The following is a 16,775-nucleotide window of genomic DNA, read 5'->3' on the forward strand; positions in this document are numbered from 1 at the left end:
TTCTATTATACATTTTATTAATGGGGGAATACACATGAGACGGAAAGAATTCACAGTAGATGAAGAACAGGAGATTACCGCATTTCTGGATCAGTGCTCCTTCGGGTTTCTGGGAACGGTCAGTCCAGATGGACAACCACGGGTTACACCACTGAATTTCGTCTATATGGACGGTCACTTTTATTTTCACGGCAGTCTGGCTGGCGAGAAGATGAAACAGATCAAACAGGATTCGTCGGTCAGTTTCACGGTGGCAGAAGAGTTCTCCCTGATTCCGTCCTACTTTAGTGATCCTGAACTTGCTTGTCCGGCGACTTCTTTCTTCAAAAGTGTCATGGCCTTCGGTGAGGCAGAACCAGTTAAGGATCTGGACATCAAGGGTAAAGTGCTGCAACGATTCATGGAGAAACTCCAGCCGCAAGGCGGATATGTGCCCATTGATGCTACTGACTCGCGTTACACAGGCAATCTCAAAGCTGTAGCCGTTGTAAGAATTGTGCCAGAACGAATCAGCGCCAAGTTTAAATTCGGACAAAATCTCTCCAGTGAACGATTCGATCATATCAGTGGTCAACTGGAACAACGCAATGAGGGACGAGATACCGAAACCGCCGAGATGATGCGGAAATATTGTCCATTTCATCAGCAATAAGTATCCATTTCGAAGGATTCATCCAAGGATAAATTCAGCTAATTTCCACCTTAAAACCCTCTGCAACAACGCGGTAAAGCGATATAACTGTCATGTTGCGTAATTTCCGTGACGGGGGGATGTCAAGGTGTTATAATGTTAGGCAGTTGAATCCCAAAGACTTGGAAGGATGAAAAGAATGAATCCACTGGCTGAACAGTTGAACGAAAGTATTCAGGCAGGCAGCAGTCACGTCTACTCCATGCTGTCACAGCTCGGCAAAGAAATTTATTTTCCAAAAGAAGGTATCTTAAGTCAGTCTGCTGAAGCAGCAAGCTTGGCCAAGACCTATAATGCAACGATTGGTATTGCTCTGGAGGGCGGTGTGCCGATGCATCTTCCAGTCATTCAGGAGAAGCTCTCTGCATTCCAGCCGAAGGATCTGTACCCTTACGCTCCGCCTGCAGGCAAGCCTGAACTGCGGACCGTCTGGAGAGATAAGATGCTGAAGGAAACGCCTTCGCTTGAAGGCAAGACGTTCGGCAACCCGATTGTAACCAATGCATTAACCCATGGACTAAGTATCGTAGCCGACCTGTTCGTTGATGAAGAGGACGCTGTCATATATCCGGATAAAAACTGGGAAAATTATGAGCTGACCTTCGGAATTCGTCGTCATGGCCAGTTGGTTCATTATCCCCTGTTCGATGATCAATTGAACTTCAACAGTGAAGGTCTGCTTCAGGCCCTGCTTGATCAGAAGGACAAAGGTAAAGCGATCGTACTGCTCAACTTCCCGAATAACCCAACAGGTTATACGCCTGGAGCGGAAGAAGCAGATGCGATTGTGAACACGATTCTTCAGGCAGCTGAAGCAGGCGTTAACGTGGTTGCTGTAACAGATGATGCTTACTTCGGACTGTTCTTCGAAGATTCCATTCATGAATCCCTGTTTGGCAAACTTGCCAACATTCATCCACGTGTGTTGACTGTAAAAGTGGATGGTGCAACCAAGGAAGAATTCGTATGGGGCTTCCGCGTTGGATTCATTACGTATGCCCATGAAGATGCAGCCGTTCTGCACGCATTGGAACAGAAGACACTCGGTATTATCCGGGCGACTATCTCCAGTGGCCCGCATCCTTCCCAGACTTTTGTATTGGATGCGCTCAAAGCACCGGAGTTTGAAGCACAGAAACAGGAGAAGTTCGAGATTATGAAAGGCCGTGCCAACAAGGTGAAGGCCATTCTCGATAGCGGCAAGTATGAAGATGCATGGGATTATTATCCCTTCAACTCCGGTTACTTCATGTGCCTGAAGCTGAAAGAAGTTGGCGCTGAAGAACTTCGAAGCCACTTGCTGCACAAATACGGCGTAGGTACAATCGCGCTGGGTGAATCGGATCTGCGAATCGCCTTCTCCTGTATCGAAGAATCCGGATTGGAAGATCTGTATGAAACCATCTATCGTGGAGTTCAGGATCTGCAAACGACCTAGTTAACACACCGTAACGAAGTTACAACAATCTCAATAGATCAGGGGACACAGGATCATGTCTGTACCCTGCATGATATAAGAACCCTTTGTATAACGGCGACGTTTCATGTCTCCGGATATACAAAGGGTTCTTTTGTGTTTCATCTGCCCAAAAGCTTCAATTTCTGACTTTACCGGGCATCGGCCCAATCAGCCTACCCCCAAGGCACATAGTATACGATGTACGCAAGGGCGTGCCAAACAACCACTTGAAAGGGGAATGACCATGTCTGGAGTTGAAGATACAAGAGGCGGTTATGGATGCGGCGGTTACGGCGGAGGATTTACAAACACAGGTGCCATTCTCGTTCTGTTCATCTTGCTCGTGATTATCACTAAATCGTTCCTCTGTTAGTACCAATACACACACTTGCGCGAGAACCAAGTGATCTGACTGCATGATTCCATTACAGCACAAAGAAGGGTATACCGGGATACAGCCCGGCATACCCTTCTTTTGTTATCTTTTGTACCGCTCATTGTTAAACCCAATCTAATAATCCGAGCTTGTCAGGTGTCCCATCGTTTACTCGTCCTCTTCTTCCTTCAACCACTTGTTCCCTTGCGAACGCCGCATGATTACAATGACCAGTAGGCCCAATACAAGCGCCACTCCGGTGATGCTTAGGCCGCTCACTCCGGCAGCCAGCATAGGCAGCCACATGAGCAATGCAGCCAATGCGTGCAGATGGAATATGAATCCTAACACCTGAGAACGACGACTTTCTCCCGAGATCGGATAGATCATAATCCAGAACGATTCACTATGACTGCGACGCAGCGCACCAAGCTGTACACCTGCAAGCAACAGGAAGAACAGATACACACCTACACCAAAGTAGCTGCCTGCTGTCCACCAGGATAGTAACATGCCCAGCACAACTAGGCGTAACACGATTGAGAACACTTCGGTTCGAATAAACGTTTTGGTAATCAGATATCGGTAAGCTTTCCCCGCATTCCAGGGAAGACCGCTTCCCAATTTGCTAAGCCAGCGACGCGAACTTACTTTCTGTCCGGATGAAGGTACATCCACGAACCAGCCTAGTGTCCGCATAACCCTGCCAGCCTGCCCCTGCTCCACCTGAATCAGTCGTTCCCACGCTACCCGATGTTTCATCGGTACACGCAAGGCAACGATGTAGACGACAGCTAGCAGCAGCAGGAACCAGACGCTACGCTGCGGTGGCTGCCACAACCATGCGCCAACCGCCAGCACTGCCAGAGCCCATCGCAAGAGACGATATCCTCTTGCTGCCCCAACCTGAACCATTCTTAGCTCTTGCCACGCTCCGTAACTGGACAACCCTTTCCACAGCAGCAGGAATACGATGAACCAGCCAAATGGCCGTGCATCCAGATCTGCTCTGACATAGAGGGGCCACAGCGTAACAAACACAAGCAGCAAGCCCAGACTTTTATAGATAATACCCCGGGCAAAGCTGTTCTTCAAATATTCCTGCATCCGGTATTCCTGTGGTCGCAGGAACACGATATCTGCCGGAAGCAGATATGTACGATAACTGCTAAACAGCACTAGTGGTGCCAGCAGCAACAATGCAATCCAGCGAATCGGAAATTCCGCGGGAATGTTCTGGACAAACGATGTATACCAGGCGGAGAACGCAATGACGAGAAATAAAAAGACCATAGCTACACCGCTCTGGATCACATAACCCAGATAAGGAAGAATTCCGTTCCAGAATCCTGTGCGTCTTTGCTTCCATAGCAGCTTGAGATCCATGCTCAATCCCTGCCTTGTACGAGGGAATAGAACATGTGCTCCAGCGTGGCATCCGATTCCCCGAATTGAAGGCGCAATTCATTCAGCGTCCCTTGAGCAATGACCTGTCCACGGTGCAGAACGATAAAACGATCACAGTAATTTTCAATTGTGGACAGAATGTGTGAACTGAGCAAGATGGATGATCCCGAAGCTTTCATCTCCAGCATAAAATCAAGCAAAGAGCGAATACCTAGCGGGTCCAGTCCCAGGAAAGGCTCATCAATGATGTACAGTGGTGGTCCGGCCACAAAAGCACACATGATCATGACCTTTTGCCGCATCCCCTTGGACAGGTGAGTCGACAGACTTGTACTTTTTTCATTCATGCGAAACAATGCCAGCAATTTCTCCGTACGTTGTTTGAAGTCAGCCTCCGACACATTGTACGCTCTTGCCGTAAACTCCAGATGCTCCATCACCGTCATCTCATCATACAGTTCGGGTGATTCCGGTACGAATGCCATGGCCGATTGGTAGATCTGCGCATCCTCGTCCCGCTTCTTGCCCATCACTCGCACTTCACCCTGTTGAGGGGTCATCAAGCCGAGGATATGTTTCATGGTTGTGCTTTTGCCAGCACCATTTAATCCGATTAGTCCAACCATCTCTCCACGTCCGACTTCCAGATCGATGCCGTGAAGGACCGGCCGTTTGGCACTATAACCTCCGCTTAGCCCACTGATTTGCAGAACAGGCGATTGAACGTTTTCCATCTATCCCTGCACCCCTTTCGTCAGATTCTATTCTTCGGAGCGTGGCGTTTTGTCTTTACTCCACTTGGGTGCTCCCTTGTTTTTACGATCCTGATCGCGCTCCGTGCGGCCAGTATTGCCAGCTGGTTTGCTACCTGCTGGACGCGAATTGGAGATTGTAGCTCGGGTACCGCCATTGCGGCTGCCCTGACCTGGTTTGCGATCTCTGGATTGTCCTGGTTTTCTGGAGAACGAATGTCCCTCAGGACGTGTATCCGGACGCGGATCAGCCTCCAGTACTTTACCGCCAAAGAGTACACGTTCTGGCAGTTCAATCCCGAGTTCGCGTGCGAATTTACGCATAATAAAGATCTGTGTTTCGTCCACAATGGACAGAACAATACCTGAACGTCCCATCCGGCCTGTACGACCTGCACGGTGAACATAGTGCTCCGAGTCAAATGCAGGATCATAGTTAATGACCATTGGCAATCCTTCGATATCCAGTCCTCTGGCAGCGACTTCACTGGCAATCAACAATTGCAGTTTACCGTTACGGAAGGCAGACAATACGTTACTGCGGGTCACTTTGTCAGCATCCCCATACAGCGCAGCAGCGGACAAGCCCAGATGATTCATTTTCGCTTCCACTTCACCAATATCTTCAGTTGCATTCACAAATACGATCGCCCGATCCGGATTGTACTGTCTGACCAGACGACGCAGCATGTCAATTTTGTTGCGGTTTTCTTCTACAAAATAAAAATGCTCAAGGCCCGCAGCCGTAGCGCGGTCCGGTTCAATTCCGATATGAACAGGCTCTTTCATCTCACGCTTCGCGAGCCCAGCCGTATGCTCATCAATGGTTGCTGATAGGAAAATCAGCTGACGGTCCCGCAATGCGCTCTTGAGTACAAAGTTCACGTCACTTACGCCGCCAAGCTGGAATACCTGATCCGCCTCATCAATGACAATGGTGGAAACGTTGTGCATTTTCAGTTTTTTGAGTGTAATCAATTCTTTCAGCCGGCCCGGTGTACCCACCACCAATTGCGGATGCTCACGCAGCTTCTCGATCTGACGTTTAGCTGCTGCGCCACCAATCAGACCCAATACGCCGATCTTGCGTTCTTCCGCATAACGTTGCGCTTCACGTACAATTTGCATTGCCAGCTCTTGCGTAGGTGCAATAATAAGCTTCTGCGTACCTTTGATATCCATTTTGATGGATTGTAACAGGGGCAGCAAATACGCCAACGTTTTTCCTGTTCCCGTCTGGGATTTGGATACGACATCTCGGCCTTCCAAAATAACCGGGATCGTCTGAGCCTGTACAGGTGAAGGTTCGTTAATGCCATGTTTCGCCAAAACGGCCTCCAGATCCTGTTCCACGCCAATTGAAGCAAATGTTTGATTCGTCATGTATGTCCATCCTTTTAATTTATTCATTTTGATGTTATATAAGTTCAACTAATTATTATTTACACTGACACTTCGAGGACAGAACAACCTTCCGATCACTGTTATCCCCAGATTTTTTTGATTCCTTTTTTTAAAAGGAAAAATCCGGGGATAAAGGTGCACGCTTCGCTTCTTCAGGTTATTTCTGTCCTCTCTGTTATTGTGTAAATGTTTAGTTAAACATATAAGTTGCTTGTATAAAACCGAAGCCTGTCATCACATTACCTTTCATTATATGCGAAAAAAGCCCGTGGACCAAATCTTATTCAGGAATTATCAATTTGCACACAAAAAAAAGAAAAGCCCCTCGGCGGAGCCTTTCTTTCATCCCGTATATGATGCCCAATATTGCATTTACTTCTGATTCATTACACCGTGCGACAATCGGTCTGCAAGACGTGGAAATAGCTGGTACAGCCATATGCCAGCAGAAGCAAGTCTTGGCAGATTCACTTCTTCCTTGCGCTTCTTCATCGCCCGAATCATATGACCCGCAACGTCTTCCGGTTTCAACATCATCCAGCGTACATTATTCACATAATTGCCAGATGGGTCAGCCCGATGGAAAAATGGTGTATCAATCGGACCCGGGTTAATGGTTGTCACCAGGACTCCTGTCTTGCGAAGCTCCTGACGCAGCGCGTTACTAAATCCGAGTACAGCGTGTTTCGTAGCTGTATAGGAAGCGGATTTGGCCGTACCGATTTTGCCAGCCATGGAAGCCACATTCACAATCTGTCCTCTACCCCGTTCCAGCATCTGTGGAAGTACTGCTTTGGTGCAGCGGACAATGCCCATGTAATTAACGTCCATCATCTCATCGAATTCCTGTACAGACATGTCCGTCATGGCTGCGAATTTACCATAACCTGCGTTATTCAGCAAAATGTCAATTCGTCCGTATTTATGCAATATCGCATCCACAGCTGCCTGAACCTGCTCACTGTCCGTAACATCAAGCGTAAGCAATTCATGCTGCCCTTTCAGCGAGGCACCAATCTCTTCCAGCTTGTCCCGCGAACGGGCAGCCAGAATCGGGATGGCTCCTTCTTCTATCAGCATCCGCGCACAAAGCGCACCGATACCACTCGATGCACCTGTGATAAACACTACCTGATCTTTCAGCATCCGTGATGTCCTCCCGTATGAACACATATTGCCTTATGAGGCGTATGGTTCTATTCTACGAGATCATGACCTGAATATCCATCTCACCAATGCCGTCCATCAGCAAAGGAATGCTCAGTGCTTTCGTTGCACTAAATGTAGTCAGATGTTCGGATTTCATCACTTGTGGAGGTGTAATATCGACCACAACACCCTGGTTCGACAGGATGGTGCTGGCATTACCACTGATCATATTACCGAGTTCCGAAATAGCACTTTTGCTCATTTCATCCATTTCTGTGATAACGAATCCGCCCATCATCGCAGATACAATTTTCAGTGCAACTTGTTCATTGATTCCAAATACAATGTTTCCGCTAAGTTGTCCGGTCATTCCGATCACGATCCAGACATGGTCTGCAATGTACTCTACATTCTTCACGCCAAGACTCCCGGTGGAAGGCGAAACCTGGATGAGCTGTTCGAATACGTTCCGTGCCGATTCCAGGAAAGGATTAATCACTTCCGCTTTCACTGTCTATGTCCCCCTCGCACTGGGTTATTGGTCACACACCAAAAGTCCCATATTCAATAAATTTATTATACTTTATCACGTACAAGAATTCATTAAGAATTCGTTAAACCATGTGTACTATAATTTATCGTCATCCGTGGGGCAAATGTTTATAGCTGATTCTATCGAATAAACAGAGCTTTTCACTTCTTTTGAAGAAAGCTTTTCGATCATTGTGCGTGGCAAAAGGCATTTAGGACTTTATGACTGTTTTCTCACAACTGTTAAAAAAATCAAAATCTTGCATTCGCATTTTTTTCACAGTCTCTTGAACTACTTTTCATCCCGAGAATCGCCTTCATTGCTCTGCTGTCCTGAATCACCTATAATTTAAGATAACGGAACAATAACCAGTTACGGGATTCCATCGCACCAAACACTACATAATCAAGATACTTTGCCTGCAAGGAGGTCACCTATGAACATAAGCCAACTGGAGACACTAATTACCATTTCCAAAACGATGAGCTTCCGCAAAGCGGGAGAACTTCTGAACCTGACCCAGCCTGCCGTCTCGGCCCAGATCAAAAGTCTGGAGGATGAATTCAGCACCGTTCTTGTGGATCGCAACCAACCCGTCACCCTGACAGACCGGGGACAGGTATTTCTGGAGCATGCTGAACGGATGCTCGACATCGTCGATGAGTTGAAACAAAAATTGTCCGATCTCGATGAAACGCCTCAGGGACGTATCGTGCTGGGTACAACGACTTCCATTGCTATTCAGATCTTGCCAAGGGTGTTATCCTATTTCCAAGATCAATTCCCGCTGATCAAAACCAGTATCCAATCCCTGCCTTCATCACAGATCTATACTCAAGTCGAAAATGGTATGGTTGATATTGGTATCGGTTATCTCACGGAGCGCAATCCCAACCTGAATACATCTGTGCTGTACTATGACACATTCGAACTCGTGGTATCTCCTTCCCATCCGCTGGCGAAGAAAAAACATGCTGCAGTGGATGTGCTCCGAAGTACACCACTGATTCTGCTGTCCCCTGATACCGTAGGACGCCGGTTTACGGAAACCATCTTCAAGAAACATAATATTGAACCTAATATTGTGATGGAGTTGTCTAGCAGTGAGGAAGTGAAACGGATGGTCGAGATTGATCTCGGAGCAGCTGTCATATCCAAACAATCGGTTGCGCATGAGTTGCGCCAAGGTACTCTGAGAATGATACCCTTAAGTGAGCTGGAGGTCAGTCACCCTGTTGGTGTTATCTATAAGTCCAGTCGTTACCTCAACTCAGCAATGCAGCAATTCATAAGTGACCTCAAAGGCATGCCGGAAACCCAATTCATCAGTTCAGAATGACAATGAGCCATGAGAAAGGAAGGATTCCATATGAAATTCGATCTTCATACACATCATTTTCGTTGTGGTCATGCAGACGGCAACATCCGCGATTATATAGAGGCAGGTATTGAGGCAGGACTTCAGGCCATCGGTATCTCAGATCATACGCCATACTTTGGCAGTGAGCTTGAGCAGGCATTTCCCCGGATTGCAATGGGCAAATCGGAATTACAGCATTATGTGGAAGAAGTCCTTGCTCTGAAAGAAGAGTACGCTGGTAAAATCGATGTGCTGCTCGGCATTGAATCCGACTACTTCCCTACTCATGCGGAATTGTACCGTACCACGCTGGGACAGTATCCTTTTGACTATATTATTGGTTCAGTTCACCATACCGAGGATGTGAGTATCTTCAACAAAACCCGGTGGAATGGACTAAGCAATGCTCGCAAAGTTGAAGTAAAAGAAAGCTATTATTCATTGATCCGAGAATCGGCTCGCAGCGGTATGTTCCAGATCCTTGGGCATATTGATGCGATGAAAGGAAACTATCCACCCTTCTCGGAAATTATCGCTGATCAGGCCATTGATGAAACGTTACAAGTCATTGCCGAATCCAACGTAGCTATCGAAATTAACACTTCAGGCAAAACCAAACTCAGCGGTGGCTGGTACCCGTCAGATGCCATTTTGGAACGGGCCCATCACTATGGGGTGAAGGTGACCTTCGGATCGGACGCTCATAAACCACAGCGGGTGGCAGACGAGCTGGATGACGTTCGTACACGTCTCAAGGAGATCGGATTCACCGACTGGGTGTACTTCAAGCAGAAACAGATGCAGATTGTAACACTGTAAAATAGAGCAAACACAAAGCCCCCCCCGGATGCTGAAGTGCACCGTGGGGGTTTTTGGGCAAAAAAAATGAACCCGCTCGCGCGGGTCCCAACAGCATTATCTATTATCAAAAAGGGGGTCATGAGATAAGTTTACCCCCTGTCTGTTAGAGTTCAATTGCAGCTATATTTCAATTGTGTAACAAATGATTGAAGTTCGATTCATTCACGTTCGACTACTCTTACTCTATGTTATTGCAGCTTGTCAGATACCAAGGTCGGCAAGTCTTTCTCCTGAAACGGGCGTACGTATTGTTCCCGGTACATGCTGTACACTTTGACATCCATCAGGGATTCTGATGCCTCATCATCCTCATCAGGTAGTACGAACGAGGGAAGACTCCGCTCGTAGGACATCCCTATTTTGCTTAGCACCCGTTCTGAAGATACATTCGCCTCATAACAACGTGCCTCCACCCTCCACAGATGAAGATCAGCAAATCCAAACTGCAGTAGCCGCTCTACCGCCTCGGTAGCCACACCCATGCCCCAACAGGATCTGTTCAGGATATAACCAATCTGTGCGGTGCCATTCTGATCATTCCAGTGCTGGAATGACGTGATCCCGATAACCTGTTCTTTACCTCTCCAGCAGATCCCATAATGTAACGAATCCAGCTTGGCACTGCTGCTCCGTATCTGGTTCAATAACCGTCTCGCCCTGATTGGTGTGGGCTGGCTTCCCCTATTCACATATCGGATGACTTGAGGATCGGAAAAGAGTTCCGATAATGTGCTGTAATCACTTTGACGCAATGATCGCAAGACAAGACGCTCTGTCCACAAAGCGGGCAGACCTTGAACCAGCATTTTTCGGGTAAGCATGACAATCGCTCCTTTTGCCTAAACGGGCTCTAGTCCGGTAAGACAAGCATGCTCTGAAGGTGATCCGGCGTAATACCATTTGAACTGATCCACGAACTTTAGTATTAGCATTTTAGTATCAACATATTGCATCATTCAATTAATAGCGCTAAAGGGTTCGGGTGCTGACTACTCCTGCAACCCGCGATAGACCCCCGTACGAATCTCACGGATATAGAAATCCAATGCAGGGACATTCGCCGACTGTGCAGCTTTTACTTCCCGCTCAATATCATAAGGTACCCGCACAAATTGAACATTGAACGGGGTATTATTATCGTTGCTATCCTCACCCTCCAGAATACAGTAGGAAGCTTGGGGAAGATCGAGCGGATTACCGACACTGCCTGCATTAAACAGCAACTTGCCATTCATATACTGCAAGTATGCGTTATGCACATCACCATAACCCACAACGTCTGCCATACCTCGGTCAGGCTCATCAGCCGGAGGATCAAACATCGCTAACCTCTTTTCCAGCTCATCCCAAGGCTGTACACGATGGTATACACTTTGAGGTGAAGCATGAACCAGGCGGATGGTGCGACCACTCAGCTGAAACTGATGACTGAAAGGTAGATTCGCCAAATATGCCAATCGTTCCTCTCCCAGCCGTTCTGCTTGCCATGTGAAATTCTCGTTGTCCTGGTTAACCGCAACCAGCTCATCCCAATTACCGCGGATGACAAGTTCGCACGTCGCTCTCACCTGATCGACAACCTGTACCGGTTCTGGTCCCTTGCCTACGAGGTCACCAAGACAAAAGATTCGCTCCACGCCACGACTTCGGATATCTTTTAACACTGCTTCCCAGGCAGTCATGTTGCCATGAATGTCGGATACAATCGCAATTCGTTCCATCTGGATAACCTCCATTCATGTTGAATCCTTTATGTTTTGCGTTCATCTTATATTCCTTTTATGTGGTTAATCCTTTAAGCTCAAACACCGTTAGTTCGGGTCTGCACAGGAAACGAATAGGCAGTTGGGTCATGCCAAAACCACGATTCACATACACCGGCATCTGTGTCTGGGTGGAGTAATATACCCCCTGGACATCCGTGTAATACAACCCCTGAACATACTTGTGTGAACCTCGCGGAGTCGTCAGTGCCCCGACCCAGGGAAAACGTACCTGTCCACCATGGCTATGACCCGAAAGTTGCAATCCGAAACCATAGGGAGTGGCAATGTCGGCATAATCCGGTTCATGCATGAGCAGCAGCTTCCACACATCATGATCCAATTCCTTGATGGCTTGGGCAGGATCCGGCCTGCCAGTAAGTGCGTCATCCAGACCAGCTATGGCCAGACGTTCGCCCCCTTGTTCAATCACCACATGTTCGTTCCTCAACAAAGTGAATCCGGCTTCACGGAACATGGTTGCCACTTCATTCTGCTGCCCGCCCCGATAATCATGATTCCCCAAAACCGCAAATTTTCCATACTTCGCTTGCATGGAGGCCAAAACCGGAATACATTCACGCATCGGTTCTGCTTCCCTCTCGACTATATCTCCGGTAAAACAGATCAGATCCGGTTGCTGCTCTTCAATCGTCGCTGCCAGCTTCTTCATTTCTTTCACCCCGGTATGGAAACCAAGGTGAGCATCGCTGAACTGAACGACACGCAATCCGTCAAATGCCTTCGGAAACTTCGGCAGTTTCAGCTCCACTTGCTTGATTTCCAGCCGACGCGGCTCCCAAAGCCAGGCATAACCTCCTGTGAGCAAACTGGCACCCGCCGTCATCAAAACCATACGCAATAAGAAACTTCGGCGAGAGGGATCATGATCCTTTTCTTCTCCAGGAAACACCGATTCTTCTGCACCAGGTGCCTTGTTCGAGCGTTGGGACGGCGAGTTGTTGCTGCCCTGACGCGGTGTCTCTGCCATATCTCCCCCTCCTTCTACGCTCCAGATCCATCCCCTTAGTATACCATATTCTGCATGGGTGGCCCGGTTCCTCTGCTTCTTTGTAAAAAGAAGCCGGGATCTCCGGCATGTTGCTGCACGGGATCACGACTTCTTCTAAGTTGCAGATTACACTTCTGCACATGTTATGACGAGATTATACACCCAACCAGCGTTTGAACATATGCTTGGTCGTTTGTTTGTTCATTTCCGCAATAGAGGTTGTCAGTGGAATACCTTTCGGACAGGATTGCACGCAGTTCTGTGAGTTACCACAGCCCTCAATGCCTCCGTCTTCCATTAATGCTTCCAGACGATCGTCGGCGTTCATCTCCCCTGTTGGGTGAGCGTTGAACAGACGCACTTGGGACAGTGCTGCTGGACCGATAAAGTCTGTTTTCTCATTGACGTTCGGGCATGCCTCCAGACATACACCACATGTCATGCACTTGGACAGCTCATATGCCCACTGACGCTTCTTCTCAGGCATCCGTGGACCTGGACCGAGGTCATAGGTACCATCGATCGGAATCCATGCTTTTACGCGTTTCAGGGCGCTAAACATCCGGGTACGGTCGATGACCAGGTCACGCACTACCGGGAATGTCTTCATTGGTTCGATGCGTACAGGCTGTTCAAGCTTGTCGATCAGGGCTGCACATGCTTGACGAGGCTTGCCGTTGATGACCATGGAGCAGGCACCGCAGACTTCTTCGAGACAGTTGGAATCCCAGCACACGGGAGCAATGGATTTGCCATCTGTATTAACCGGGTTACGCTGAATCTCCATCAGGGCGCTGATCACGTTCATGTTGGGACGGTACGGAAGCTCAAATTCTTCGTTGTACGAAGATGACTCCGGGCTGTCCTGACGGGTGATGATAAACTTGACGGTTTTGTTGGCTGTAGCTTGTTCCGCCATATCGTTGTCCCCTCCTTTGAGTGACGATGATTGGTGTTGCTGATGCGCAAAGTTACTCTTTTGGTGCACGGGTGGCGCTTCGTCAGCGGAATGCCCCTCTGATCGCTGTTATCCCCGGATTTTTTTGATCAACCCTTCACAGGGTTAAAATCCGGTGATAAAGGCGAGCGCTTCGCTTCTTCTGGGCATTTCCGCTTCCTCCGCTACGTTGTGCACGCAGAGTCACTTTGCTGGAAAACTGCACTCCATTCATGTTGGATGGGCAGTATTGAAGTTCTGAAGCATCGCTAAGGCGGCTTTGCTTCTTCTGGGCATTTGCATCACGTTGATGGCAGTAACTTTGAAGAAGCTTTGCTTCTCCAAAGTTCTCCTGCCTCTCCGTTCAGGTGTTTAACTATTCATTGCATGAATAGTGTGATACTTCTTAATCCTTGGAGTAATCCCGAATACGTGGTGGGATCAGGGATACGTCTACTGGCTCGTACGAGATTTTCGGGCCTTCCTTCGACCAGCTTGCGATCGTCGTTTTCAGGAACTCTTCGTCATTACGTTCCGTGAAATCCGGCTTGTAATGCGCGCCGCGGCTTTCGTTACGTAACAGTGCGCCCAGCGTCATCGCTTCTGCCAACTCAATCATGTTCCACAGTTGGCGGGTGAACGCTGCGCTCGGGTTGTTCCAACCGGAGCTGTCGTACATGTTGATTTTGCCATAACGCTCTTTCAATTCCTTGATCTTACCGATCGTGGCTTCAAGCTTGTCGTTGTAGCGTACAACCGTCATGTTGGCTGTCATCCACTCGCCAAGCTCTTTATGAATGACATAGGCATTTTCCGTGCCCTGCATTTTCAAGATGCCTTCGTATTTGTCGCTTTGTTGTTTGGTGTGTTTCTCGAATACGGAAGATGGGATATCAGCGGACGATTTTTTAAGTCCTTTGATATATTCAGCCGCTTTCGGTCCAGCCACCATACCACCATAGATCGCGGATACCAGTGAGTTTGCACCCAGACGGTTCGCACCATGGTATTGATATTCACATTCACCGGCTGCGAACAGCCCCGGAATGTTGGTCATTTGGTTGTAATCTACCCACATGCCGCCCATGGAATAATGGACTGCCGGGAAGATTTTCATCGGGATTTTACGCGGGTCATCTCCCATGAACTTCTCGTAGATCTCAATGATCCCGCCGAGTTTAACATCCAGTTCCTTCGGATCTTTGTGCGACAGGTCGAGATAAACCATGTTCTCGCCGTTCACACCCAGACCCATGTCTACGCAGACGCTGAAGATTTCACGAGTCGCGATATCACGTGGAACCAGGTTACCGTAGGAAGGATATTTTTCTTCAAGGAAGTACCAAGGCTTGCCGTCTTTGTACGTCCAGATCCGTCCACCTTCACCACGCGCGGATTCGGACATGAGACGCAGCTTGTCATCCCCTGGAATGGCTGTCGGGTGAATCTGAATGAACTCCCCGTTGGCGTAATTTACACCTTGCTGATACACGGCACTTGCCGCTGTACCTGTGTTGATGACCGAGTTGGTCGTTTTACCGAAGATGATACCCGGACCACCACTCGCCAGAATAACCGCTTCTGCCGGGAAGGTCTGTACTTTCATCGTTTTCAGATCTTGAGCTACGATCCCGCGACATACGCCTTCATCATCTAGAACTGCCTGCAGGAATTCCCAGTTCTCATATTTTGTAACCAGACCTGCTGCTTCCCAGCGACGCACCTGCTCGTCTAATGCATAGAGCAATTGTTGCCCTGTTGTCGCTCCGGCAAACGCCGTACGGTGATGCTTCGTTCCCCCGAAACGACGGAAATCAAGCAATCCTTCCGGTGTTCGGTTGAACATTACGCCCATCCGGTCCATCAAGTGAATGATGCCAGGTGCAGCTTCGCACATTGCTTTAACCGGAGGTTGGTTCGCGAGGAAGTCACCACCGTATACCGTATCGTCAAAGTGTACCCATGGGGAGTCACCCTCACCCTTGGTATTTACCGCTCCGTTAATGCCGCCTTGGGCGCATACAGAGTGTGATCTTTTAACAGGAACCAGTGAAAATAAATGAACATGGACTCCGGCTTCAGCCGATTTGATCGCCGCCATCAATCCCGCGAGACCGCCGCCCACAATAATTACATTCGTTGATGCCATTGTTGTTCACTCCCTTATAAGTCAGCATTTATACGCTAAATGCTTAAATTAGAACTGTTTTAACTGCGTCAATCATCGAAGTAGCTGTCTGGAAATCAATGCTCCGGAAAGCAAATAGTGAAGCAATAAACATGATGGAAACGATAGCGAACAAGCTCATACATACATAAGAGGATACACGTTGCGCACGCGGACCAACTGTAATCCCCCAGCTAACGAGGAACGACCACAGACCATTGGCAAAGTGATATGACGCCGCAACCACACTGATCATATATATCGCAAAGGTTATCGGATTCGTCACTGCATCATGTATGACGCCGCCAATCTCTTCATGGGATACATTACCCAGCGCAATCTGTACTCGCGTCTCCCATACGTGCCAGATGACGAATACAAACGTAATGATACCGCTTACCCGCTGTAACGTGTAGCGCCAGTTGCGCTCATTACCGTAACGCCCAACGTTAGGCTTGGCCTGATACGCAATGTAAAGACCATAAACACCATGATAGAACAACGGCAGCCAAATGAGTGTCGCCTCAATTACAATAACAAGAGGCAAACCGTTCAGGAATGCAACGGCACCGTAAAAAGCTTCTTTGCCGCCTTCAACTGCCGTGAAGTTCGTCACCAAGTGCTCAATAAAGAAAAGACTGAGCGGAATGACGCCAAGCAAGGAGTGCAGCTTTCTGGAGTAAAACCCTTTCATAAAATGTCGATCCCCTTTCGCTAAATACAACGTTTTCATAAATAATTTCACTTATCATGACACGAATCCTTTTCCATGAAAAGGTTCGACAAATTGTTCCGTTTTCGCCAGGTGTGAACAACTTGTGTCACGATTCATGTTACTCCTTTTTTTCTTATAAGGGAATTGCAATATAATTATTAAATGTTATAACCTATAGGTATAAGCAGTG

Annotated in this window: 16 protein-coding genes; 5 read left to right on the plus strand and 11 right to left on the minus strand. The window is 48.1% G+C overall.

Annotated elements, in window-relative coordinates:
• Positions 1–34: 34 nt before the first annotated feature.
• The 3 genes from HF638_RS13005 (at position 35) to HF638_RS28415 (ending at position 2,523) form a co-directional block, all read left to right on the plus strand.
• Positions 35–652, plus strand: coding sequence for a pyridoxamine 5'-phosphate oxidase family protein (locus HF638_RS13005; RefSeq protein WP_169480588.1), 618 nt, complete (start codon positions 35–37; stop codon positions 650–652).
• Between the two features lie 178 nt (positions 653–830).
• Complete coding sequence (locus HF638_RS13010) at positions 831–2,129, plus strand: aminotransferase class I/II-fold pyridoxal phosphate-dependent enzyme (protein ID WP_169480589.1); 1,299 nt, start codon at positions 831–833, stop codon at positions 2,127–2,129.
• Between the two features lie 265 nt (positions 2,130–2,394).
• Positions 2,395–2,523, plus strand: a complete 129-nt coding sequence (locus tag HF638_RS28415) for a hypothetical protein (protein ID WP_017692471.1) — start codon at positions 2,395–2,397, stop codon at positions 2,521–2,523.
• Positions 2,524–2,694: 171 nt separating this feature from the next.
• On the opposite strand, the gene HF638_RS13015 is transcribed toward HF638_RS28415, so the two are convergent.
• From HF638_RS13015 to HF638_RS13035, 5 genes are all read right to left on the minus strand, one after another.
• Complete coding sequence (locus tag HF638_RS13015) at positions 2,695–3,912, minus strand: ABC transporter permease (RefSeq protein WP_169480590.1); 1,218 nt, start codon at positions 3,910–3,912, stop codon at positions 2,695–2,697.
• A gap of 2 nt (positions 3,913–3,914) precedes the next feature.
• The gene (locus HF638_RS13020; RefSeq protein WP_169480591.1) at positions 3,915–4,667 is read right to left on the minus strand and encodes an ABC transporter ATP-binding protein; all 753 of its coding nucleotides are present in this window, start codon (positions 4,665–4,667) and stop codon (positions 3,915–3,917) included.
• A gap of 27 nt (positions 4,668–4,694) precedes the next feature.
• Complete coding sequence (locus tag HF638_RS13025; protein WP_169480592.1) at positions 4,695–6,068, minus strand: DEAD/DEAH box helicase; 1,374 nt, start codon at positions 6,066–6,068, stop codon at positions 4,695–4,697.
• A 393-nt stretch (positions 6,069–6,461) separates the two neighbouring features.
• Complete coding sequence (locus tag HF638_RS13030; RefSeq protein WP_169480593.1) at positions 6,462–7,235, minus strand: SDR family NAD(P)-dependent oxidoreductase; 774 nt, start codon at positions 7,233–7,235, stop codon at positions 6,462–6,464.
• 55 nt (positions 7,236–7,290) lie between these two features.
• A complete protein-coding gene (locus HF638_RS13035; RefSeq protein WP_036605799.1) occupies positions 7,291–7,749 on the minus strand; it encodes a chemotaxis protein CheX in 459 nt (152 codons plus the stop codon).
• Between the two features lie 457 nt (positions 7,750–8,206).
• Between HF638_RS13035 and HF638_RS13040 the strand changes: the two genes are divergently transcribed.
• Both HF638_RS13040 and HF638_RS13045 read left to right on the plus strand, forming a co-directional pair.
• Positions 8,207–9,109, plus strand: a complete 903-nt coding sequence (locus HF638_RS13040; RefSeq protein WP_169480594.1) for a LysR family transcriptional regulator — start codon at positions 8,207–8,209, stop codon at positions 9,107–9,109.
• Positions 9,110–9,139: 30 nt separating this feature from the next.
• Positions 9,140–9,949 carry a histidinol-phosphatase gene (locus tag HF638_RS13045; RefSeq protein WP_169480595.1) on the plus strand — a complete coding sequence of 270 codons (810 nt, stop codon included), beginning with the start codon at positions 9,140–9,142 and terminating at the stop codon, positions 9,947–9,949.
• A gap of 230 nt (positions 9,950–10,179) precedes the next feature.
• Here the strand turns inward: HF638_RS13045 and HF638_RS13050 are convergent, their stop codons facing one another.
• The 6 genes from HF638_RS13050 to HF638_RS13075 form a co-directional block, all read right to left on the minus strand.
• Positions 10,180–10,812: a GNAT family N-acetyltransferase gene (locus tag HF638_RS13050; protein WP_169480596.1), complete on the minus strand. Its 633-nt coding sequence runs from the start codon at positions 10,810–10,812 to the stop codon at positions 10,180–10,182.
• Positions 10,813–10,980: 168 nt separating this feature from the next.
• Positions 10,981–11,712, minus strand: coding sequence for a metallophosphoesterase family protein (locus HF638_RS13055; RefSeq protein ID WP_169480597.1), 732 nt, complete (start codon positions 11,710–11,712; stop codon positions 10,981–10,983).
• Positions 11,713–11,770: 58 nt separating this feature from the next.
• A complete protein-coding gene (locus HF638_RS13060; protein WP_169480598.1) occupies positions 11,771–12,745 on the minus strand; it encodes a metallophosphoesterase in 975 nt (324 codons plus the stop codon).
• A gap of 175 nt (positions 12,746–12,920) precedes the next feature.
• Entirely contained in the window at positions 12,921–13,685 is a 765-nt protein-coding gene (gene sdhB, locus HF638_RS13065) for a succinate dehydrogenase iron-sulfur subunit (protein ID WP_062837919.1), read from the minus strand.
• Between the two features lie 424 nt (positions 13,686–14,109).
• Entirely contained in the window at positions 14,110–15,852 is a 1,743-nt protein-coding gene (gene sdhA / locus HF638_RS13070; RefSeq protein ID WP_036605793.1) for a succinate dehydrogenase flavoprotein subunit, read from the minus strand.
• Between the two features lie 43 nt (positions 15,853–15,895).
• Positions 15,896–16,564, minus strand: coding sequence for a succinate dehydrogenase cytochrome b558 subunit (locus HF638_RS13075; RefSeq protein ID WP_062837920.1), 669 nt, complete (start codon positions 16,562–16,564; stop codon positions 15,896–15,898).
• Between the last annotated feature and the right edge of the window lie 211 nt (positions 16,565–16,775).

Origin of the sequence: Paenibacillus sp. SZ31, from assembly GCF_012912005.1 — a bacterium.
Taxonomy (GTDB): Bacteria; Bacillota; Bacilli; order Paenibacillales; family Paenibacillaceae; genus Paenibacillus.